This is a genomic window from Vibrio sp. V39_P1S14PM300, assembly GCF_009904765.1.
Taxonomy (GTDB): domain Bacteria; phylum Pseudomonadota; class Gammaproteobacteria; order Enterobacterales; family Vibrionaceae; genus Vibrio; species Vibrio proteolyticus.
This window is the reverse complement of record NZ_WXWP01000089.1, coordinates 1-8,798: the sequence shown is the minus strand read 5'-3', so window position 1 is coordinate 8,798 and position 8,798 is coordinate 1. Positions and strand designations below refer to the sequence as shown.

6 protein-coding genes are annotated in these 8,798 nt (G+C 46.7%); 3 read left to right on the top strand and 3 right to left on the bottom strand.

Features of this window, described 5'->3' with window-relative positions:
• Window positions 1-2,078 (bottom strand): TonB-dependent hemoglobin/transferrin/lactoferrin family receptor (locus CAG65_RS04170; RefSeq protein ID WP_161452388.1); only part of this gene is annotated, 2,078 nt, incomplete at its 3' end.
• Between the two features lie 248 nt (window positions 2,079-2,326).
• Between CAG65_RS04170 and CAG65_RS04165 the strand changes: the two genes are divergently transcribed.
• Window positions 2,327-3,214: a LysR family transcriptional regulator gene (locus CAG65_RS04165; protein WP_161452385.1), complete on the top strand. Its 888-nt coding sequence runs from the start codon at window positions 2,327-2,329 to the stop codon at window positions 3,212-3,214.
• An 81-nt stretch (window positions 3,215-3,295) separates the two neighbouring features.
• Here the strand turns inward: CAG65_RS04165 and CAG65_RS04160 are convergent, their stop codons facing one another.
• Window positions 3,296-5,986: a bifunctional acetate--CoA ligase family protein/GNAT family N-acetyltransferase gene (locus CAG65_RS04160; RefSeq protein ID WP_161452382.1), complete on the bottom strand. Its 2,691-nt coding sequence runs from the start codon at window positions 5,984-5,986 to the stop codon at window positions 3,296-3,298.
• Window positions 5,987-6,204: 218 nt separating this feature from the next.
• Between CAG65_RS04160 and CAG65_RS04155 the strand changes: the two genes are divergently transcribed.
• Together CAG65_RS04155 and CAG65_RS04150 are read left to right on the top strand one after the other, a co-directional pair.
• Window positions 6,205-6,774, top strand: coding sequence for an SPOR domain-containing protein (locus CAG65_RS04155; protein WP_161452379.1), 570 nt, complete (start codon window positions 6,205-6,207; stop codon window positions 6,772-6,774).
• A 161-nt stretch (window positions 6,775-6,935) separates the two neighbouring features.
• A complete protein-coding gene (locus CAG65_RS04150; RefSeq protein ID WP_161448633.1) occupies window positions 6,936-7,934 on the top strand; it encodes a D-alanine--D-alanine ligase in 999 nt (332 codons plus the stop codon).
• A gap of 1 nt (window position 7,935) precedes the next feature.
• Here the strand turns inward: CAG65_RS04150 and CAG65_RS04145 are convergent.
• Window positions 7,936-8,798 (bottom strand): integrase (locus tag CAG65_RS04145; protein ID WP_161452376.1); only part of this gene is annotated, 863 nt, incomplete at its 5' end.

Below are 8,798 nucleotides of genomic sequence, written 5' to 3'. Positions count from 1 at the left end.
TTGCTGAAGGATGAGTGGCTATCTGTGCCTGATACATCATTGTACAGCCAGTATTTCTTATCTAAAGCATTAAACAAGCCAGCGCGCAGTGTCAGATCTTTCATCGGTTTGTAATAGCCGGTCATATCCACAGTGGTGTAACCCGCGACATCCAGGTTATCTTCAGATTGCCAGTCATCTTTGCTGGCGACCATTTTTACGTTCGCTATCGCGCCATAATTATCTCGCTCTAATCCAAGCCCTACAACACCAGTGAGTGGGGCTACGCTATTGATTGAGTTGCCGGTTTTTTTGTCTTCACCATCTGCATAGGTTATGGACAGCCGTGTATACATTCCTTGTGGCGCGTTAAATGCACTGTCTAAATGCACAGTGGTGCTAAATTCCGCACCGTAAATGCGCACTTCGTCCAGGTTCTTCTTCGTGATGACGTCTTTTCCGCCTTCTTCACCGGTTTTTTCTTCCGTAATGAAATCACGGTAATCATTATAGAAAGCGGTAATTTCGAAGTTGGCAGACGGGTTTTGTCCACGGAAACCCATTTCATAGGCCAGGCTTTTTTCTGCTTTCAGGTCTGGGTTGGCTTCGATGATCGCACCTTGATTGTAAAAGTAGTAAAGATCGTAAACAGTCGGTGCTTTAAAGCCCTGACTGATCTGGCCAAATACCGAAAGCTGATCATTCAAGTGGTAGACCGATCCTAGACGACCGGTAAAGGCATCGTCTTTATTCGCCTTGTACGAGGTTGTGTAACCATCGTCTGTTGAAGGATCTGCCTTAAAGTTGTCATAACGCAGGCCTGCGGTCAGGATAAGCTTGTCTTGTAGGAAATACGCCTGATCCTGAACAAACAAACCCCATTGCGTGACATTGGCATCGGGAATGCCTGTGCTGCCGGGAGATACGGTACCGGCATCGAGTTTGTGATCCGTATTATCAAGCTCAAACTGATTGTAAAGGTAATTCATGCCGTAGGTGAACTCGTGTGCATTCCCCTGAATATCAACCAGTTTGGACAGCTGAGTGTCAAACTGGACGGTTTTGTCTAAGGCTTCTCGTTCGCGCATACGGCGACCGTTAAAAGGGGTTGTGTCGTAGTTTTTATTCAGTGAACTCGAATCCTGATAGTTAACAGACCAGTTTAGCGAGTCAGCAAGCAGCGTGTTCATCATCATCTGATGTTCGAAGCTAACACGCAGTCGTTCATTGGTATCTTTATTGTAGTTATCCGTATACGTGAACCCAGGCATGATGCTATAGCCGTTATAGTTCAGTTCATCTTCATCATAGCGTTTGTTGTAATACTCAACCGTCAGGCCGACACGGTTGTCATCATTCACTTGGTAAAATGCTTTAGCGAGGAGGTTACCAAGCTTACTGTCAGCCGGATTCGCGGCGCCTCTGTCTGGTCCTTCAATGTCTGCTCCAGAGCTGTGTGTTTCAGTTTCGTGGCCTTGAGCGTATGTTGCCATCAACAACGTTTCTAACTTGTCCTGACGCATCGCCCAGGTAAGTGTGGTTTTGTATTCTTCATTGGCGGACATGTAACCGGATTTGATCCCAAATCGATGCTCATTTCCGTCGGTGATTAAGACATCATCAGGTTTTTTGGTTCTCAACAGAACCGCACCTCCCATGGCATCAGAACCGTATAGAGTTGAAGAGGGGCCTTTATTGATCTCTATATTCTGTAGTGTGTCCACTTCGATAGCATTGGGATACTTGCGTTGTTCACTGGCACCAGGGTTGTACGGTACAGGTTGCTGTACGCCATCAACCATGGTTTTTACACGACTGCCTTCAACACCACGAATATTAAAACCAGCAATGCCAAATCGGCCCGAACCTTCCACTTCGACACCAGGCGTGTATTGCAACGCCTGTTTGAGGTCAGTGGCTAGGGTGTCGTCGATTTGAGCAGATGAAACGGTTTCAATGGAAGAGGAGACATCCTTTTTGTTTTGTTCTGTTCGGGTTGCCGAAACCACAACTTCATCAAACAGTGAGTAGTCTTCCGCGAAGGCTGAAGGAGAAAGTGCGATCAGAATTGACGCAGACAACAATGATTTTTTATACATTTATAATTACCTTAAATCCAATTCAGGTAGAAACAACGGGCGTCATTCTATTAGATCTAAATGATAATTACTATCGTTTGCATTTGCGTAAGGCTAAATTTGTTCTTTAAGTTTGAACTGACATTCTGTAATCTGCTTTTATTACATTGACTTAGAAAATGAATGTCATAAGTTATAAGTATAAAACCAAGTCATATGTGTGATTAGAGTCACATAAAATAATCGTTCACTCAATAAGGAAGCCGAACTTGCAAAGTCCAATTACGCTTGAAGCACTGCATATACTTGACGCTATCGACAGGCGAGGAAGTTTTGCTGCGGCAGCAACAGAGCTTAATCGAGCCCCATCATCTTTGAGCTATCAGATTCAAAAGCTTGAACAAGATCTGGATATTATGATCTTTGATCGTTCGGGACATCGGGCGAGCTTTACTGACGCCGGTAAGCTTATCCTTGAGCGGGGCCGGGCTATTCTGACTGCAACCGAAAAGCTGGTGCATGATGCCAGTGTGCTGGCAAATGGTTGGGAACTTGACATCACCATCGCATTTGATGGCATCATTCCGATTCACAACTTTTTCCCTATGGTTGATGCGTTAGGCAATGTGAGCAAAACACGAGTGCGTTTACAGGAGGAAATCCTGGCGGGCTGCTGGGAATCTCTGGCTGAGGGCCGCGCTGACCTGCTGGTTTGCCCAAGAATCGATTCTTTGCCCCATGATGTGAAAGCCGAAACTATCGGTGAAATGAGTATGATTTGGGTGGCAGCAAGCGATCATTATGTGCATAAGCGTTCGGGGCCGTTTGACGATACAGCACGTGAAAAATATCGTGTGATCGCCATCGCGGATACCGCCAGAGAACAACCCGCCATGAGTGTGAACATTTTGCAGCGCCAGCCACGTCTGACCGTTACCAGTTTTAGTGCCAAAATAGAAGCCCTGACCGGTGGTCTGGGGATCGGAACCTTGCCGTCTCATGTGGCTCAGCCCTTGATTGAACAAGGAAAGTTAAAGCAAATCGCGGATACGGATGAAACCGGTATAGAAATTATTCTGGCATGGCGACGCAATAAAATTGGTGAAGCAAAGTCTTGGTGTATCCAGTATCTGAAAAAAAATTGGAAACTGGCCTGAATTCTGTGGCGTCTTTGCCTGACACATTACCACCCACCCCAGCGTCAAAACGACAGTGGGGTGGTGACTTTCCTAAATTTTCTATTCAGCATTTAACGGCAAGACCATATCGGCGGTACCATCCTCAAAGTGCACGTCCAGCGCAAATCCCATCTTCTGCGCCAACATCAACATGCCTCGGTTCGATGGCATGGTCATCCCCGACATTTGTTTGGTACCTTTTTTCTGACAGTAATCAATGATCTTGCGCATCAGTATCTTACCGAGACCTTTACCTTTTAGATCGGAACGAATCAATATCGCGAATTCAGCATCGGTATTCTCAGGATTAATCAGTGCTCTGGAGACGCCGAGAATCGAAGGGTGCCCTTCGATATCATGCTCGACAGCGACAAAGGCCATTTCCCGGTCATAATCGATTTGAGTCAAATTCGCTAATGCTTCGTGATTAAATTCGCCCACATCGGAAAAAAAACGCTTATATAAATCCTCTTTCGACACCCGATGAATAAACGCTGCATGATCCGGTTCATCTTCCGGAAGGATCGGACGAATTAATATTGTGTCGCCGTCTCGCAATGTCACGTGTTCTTCAAATTCGACGGGATAGGGGCGTATAGCGAGTTTTGTTTGCGCATCACCTTGATAGCGTTGCAGAACAAGATCGGCGTCCAGAATGATGAAATCATTTCCATTAGCCAGAACTGGATGTATATCCAGCCCATGAACTTCCGGGCAATCTACTACCATTTGCGAAATTCTGACCAAAAACTCTGATAGACCAGTGATATTCATTGGTTCAGGCAGCTTTTGCAGTCGGATTTTGCCACGTTTAATTGCGCGCACGATAAGATAGCGAGCCAGCGTCATATTTAATGGGGGGAGTGCAGCCTCTGCATCAAGTGCCTCATCCCACTCGGATCCACCTTGGCCAAGCAAGATCACGGGGCCAAATGTTTCGTCGGTTTTCACTTTGATTCGAATCTCTTCCCCTCCTGCTAGTTTTGCCATGCCTTGCACTAACAAGCCGTGAATATTGGCTGATGGGTAGGAAAGTTGCGTCCTATCGAGTATCGCTTGGGCGGCGCTGGCCACTTCCTGACTGTTACGAAGGTTCAGCATGACGCCCTGAACGTCAGATTTATGAGCAATATCTGGCGAGCGCAGTTTCACGGCTACTGGGTATCCGATTTGTTCGGCGATGTGCACCGCTTCGCTGGTATCAGAGGCTAACCAGGTGGGGAGCACGTTAAAATCGAAACACGCTAAAAACTTACCAATCTGATGAGTGTCCATGGATACTGTGCTTTTATCCAGTAATCTTTCTTCTATCCACTTTTTGGCGGTATTCAACTCTGCAACATGAACAGGTTCGGCAGTTGTTGGCGTTTCCATCAGCTGCTTCTGGTTACGCCGATACTCGACTAAGTGCATGAAAGCGGTCACCGCGCTTTCTGGAGTCCGATAGGTTGGTATCCCGGCTTGAGTGAAAATTTGCCTGGCCGGCTTTGCGGTCAACTCTCCTGACCAGTTAGTGAGAATATTGAAACGCTTATGCCGTGGGTGTGATTTGATCGCATCGACGACTGCCAGTGCGGTGTGCTCGGAATGAGCAATAGCCGAGGGGCTGTGCATAATAAGCAGGGCATCCGCACAATCGCTGTCTAAAACCGCATTGATGGTTTTCACATAACGCTGTTGGCCTGCATCACCAACCATGTCGATAGGATTTCGATGTGACCAACTTTGTGGCAGTACATGACTGAGCTGGTCATAAAGAGGAGGATCTAAATCGGCCAGCTTGCCGCCACGTTCCAGCAAAGTGTCGACGGCCATGATCGCCGGACCGCCACCGTTAGTGATAATCGCTAACCGCTCACCACGTAGAGGGACGGCATGAGTTAAGGTCTCAACAGCGGCAAACAATTCGTGCGTATTCTTTACCCGCAGCATCCCGGTTCGGCGGATTGCTGCATCATAAATGATGTCCATGGTGTCGGCGCCGCCAGTATGAGCCTGAGCTGCCTCTCGACCCGCTTTCGTCCGACCGCCTTTTAAAACCAGGATACGACGGTTACGTGAAGCGGCACGCGCTGCAGACATAAATCGGCGAGCATCCTGAATGGTATCCACATACAGAAGGATAGCGTCAGTGTGACTGTCTGTGCTGAGGCAATCTAAAAGATCTGAAAAGTCGATATCTGCTGCATTGCCAAGGGAAATAAAAGCCGAGAATCCAATATCTTTATCATTCGCCCAATCGAGTATGGTGGTACACACCGCTGCTGATTGAGAGATAAACGCGATATTGCCTTTACTGGCTGTCACCGGAGAAAACGACGCGTTGAAGTTCAACCAGGGGAGAATCAATCCAAGACTGTTGGGGCCAAGAACCCTTATCCCAGCTTGTTTGGCAACGCGTAAACACTGCTCTTGTATAGAAAGACCGCTTGCATCAATCACGTGCATGTCGGACGACAATACCACAGCCGATTTCACACCTTTGTCTGCCAACTGACGAAAGATGTCGAGATTCCGCGATGCATGCGTACATAAAACGGCAATGTCCGGCACCATAGGAAGTTGATTCACACTCTTGTAGGCAAGCACACCACACACAGAAGGGTACTTAGGAGTAACAGGCATGATTGCGCCTTCAAAACCACCCTGGAGTAAGTTTTTCATCACAATGTTTCCTGCCCGTTCACTGTTAATGGACGCGCCTATTACAGCAACTGAGCGGGGTTTGAGCAACGCAGCGAGTGTGTTCATAATTCACCAGTAATGGCCCATTTATGACCATAGATTAACCAAAGCCAAGGCAGCAAGCTGCGCCTTTTAATATCACTGTGATCGAATGCGCATCTTTTGCGTGTCACTTTGTGTTCAAAGTCACAGGTATGCTTAGATATTTTGATGATTCGGGTTGATTCTACGCAGCTCTAACGGCATGATTTACATTAGTTTCTATTATAGGCGTTCGAGATTTCATGAAAAAATTAGCAATTGTTAGCTTGTCTTTGGGTTTGGCCGCTTGTGCCTCAGATACGTATATTACTGACGTCACCTCAGAGAGCTACCGAGAGGACTACACTACCGCTAAAGTTGAGCAGCCAGTAGTGACAAAGGACGGTACGGTTAATGGGATCACTGAAAACAACGTCGTAAAAGCCAAACCCGCACCGCAAAAACCGATGACGAAGCCACAACCAGTCGCAAAAAGTAGTACGGCTGTCGCTTTGAAACCGCCATCCGCTAAGCAAAAAGCCATGAGTTCTCGTTATGGTTACACCATTCAAGTAGCCGCTGTCGGTTCACAGAATAAAGTGGATTCGTTCGCTCGCCAACTACCAGCTAATGGCCAACCTATCTGGGAAAACTATAAAGTGGTAAACGGAACAAAGTGGTATACCGTTTTGTTTGGTGATTACGCGACTCATGCAGAAGCGCAAGCTGCAATTGCCAACCTGCCAGCCAACTTCCGGAACCTGAAGCCATTTGTGAAAAGCATCGATAAAATCAAAAACTCAGAGTTTCCAACGTTGAATAAGCTAAACTAACTGAAAGTTGACAGGAAAGGGGCGAAAGCCCCTTTTTTATGTTTAACAATTAGGCGAACAGGCTGAAACATTCAACCAAATACAGTACGACCGGTGTAAGTTGTGGCTGAATTGATTATTATGGTTCCCACTTAATCGGTTGTATCACGGAAAGATTTTAAATGGCTAATACGACTATTCTTTTATTATGTGGCGGTGGCTCATCCGAGCACGAAGTGTCACTCGTTTCTGCAGACTTCGTACAAGCTCAGTTGAGTATGACTCCTGGCTTTGATGTCATTCGAATCGAAATGAAGCTCGACGGTTGGTACTGTGCCGATGGCGAGCTGGCTTATCTGGATACCAATACAGGTACAATCAACACGGATTCCTTCTCCAAGCAGGTCGAGTTTGTTGTTCCTTGCATTCACGGTTTTCCGGGGGAAACCGGTGATATCCAGTCGATGCTCGAGCTGGCCGGCATTCCTTATTTGGGTTGTGGCCCGGAAGCCAGCACCAACAGCTTCAACAAAATCACCTCGAAGCTCTGGTACGACGCCTTAGGGATTCCCAACACGCCGTATTTGTTCCTGACCGACAATAATGAACAGGCCTATGCTCGAAGCTCAGAAGCGTTTGATACTTGGGGACAGGTGTTTGTTAAAGCAGCGAGACAAGGTTCATCCGTCGGTTGTTACAAGGTCACAAATAAAACGGATCTTCAAACTGCCATTAATGATGCATTTGGATACTCCGATCAGGTTCTGGTTGAAAAAGCAGTCAAGCCAAGAGAACTGGAAGTAGCAGCTTATCAAATTGACGGCGAACTCTTTGTCACGAAACCAGGAGAAATCATCGCTCCTGAGGACGTGTTTTACACCTATGAAGAGAAGTACAGTACAGACAGCCATTCAGTCACTGAAGTTGAAGCGAAAGATCTGACGGATGAGCAGCAACGTATCATCCGGGAAAGTGCGCTAAAAGTGTTTACACATATGAAGTTGCGCCATTTATCTCGCATCGATTTCTTTTTAACCCCAGACGGTGATATCTACTTGAATGAGGTAAATACATTCCCGGGAATGACGCCAATTTCAATGTTTCCTAAAATGCTGCAGCACAATGGCCATCAGTTCCATGAGTTTTTGGCCAGTTGCGTTTATGAATCCGTTAAACGTTGATTCACTCGAGTGGTTTAAACGATAAGTAAGCCATCTTCTCAGCCTCTGCAGCCGCTTTGTTACCAGTATACTGATAAGGCATTGCAGGGCTGAGCCATCGACCAAATTCTTGAATCTCTCTGACTTTCAATCCTCTCTTAGCCAACTCTTTTGCCGCGCCTACCCGCATCGACTGACCTGAAAATTGAATCGAAACACCAATAATGTCACTGACCGAACGCACAACACGGTAAAGGGATGAGTCGTCCATCAGGCTCAATGATATATTGCCATGTCGATCGATGGCTCGGAATGCTGGTCCGGTGGAATAGGGAAGTGCGGTAAACCATTTAGTCATGCTATCCCTAGCGGGAGCACTTAAACGATACGTTTTGTCTCCGATAGAGAGTGTCATGCCCATTTCGGTATCGGAAAATTGCTCCAGATTAAGATTCCTGACTTCATTGCGTTTCAATGCACATTCGAACATCACATAACAGAGCGCGAGGTTACGTAGATCCCGAATAGACTTTGAGCGTGATAAAGCATTGTCCAACGCCCCCATATGTTTGGCGTTAAAAGCGGCAGCCTGAGTCGCATCACCATGTTTGGTTAAACGGAGACCTGACAATGCCGATTTCACCACCGAGCTTGACGTCGGATCTTTCTGAACCAATATGCGATGAATAACACTTATGGTGACGGTGTAACGTTTGAGGGTGGCGTATTTTCTTATTCTGGCTTCTTTTTCCAGAAACAAACGAACAGCTGTTGTCGAGCTGGGCAGTGATTTGACTCGTTTTGAACGACAAAACTCACTAAAGAGGTTCCAATCTTTGGTCATCGCCATCAGCGAGTTTCGAGCATATTGATGATGGGTAAGCT

Excerpts from the sequence above, each read along its gene's own strand:
- CAG65_RS04150 (WP_161448633.1), top strand. The coding sequence starts at position 6,936 with ATGGCTAATACGACTATTCTTTTATTATGTGGCGGTGGCTCATCCGAG.
- CAG65_RS04155 (WP_161452379.1), top strand. The coding sequence starts at position 6,205 with ATGAAAAAATTAGCAATTGTTAGCTTGTCTTTGGGTTTGGCCGCTTGT.
- CAG65_RS04160 (WP_161452382.1), bottom strand. The coding sequence starts at position 5,986 with ATGAACACACTCGCTGCGTTGCTCAAACCCCGCTCAGTTGCTGTAATA.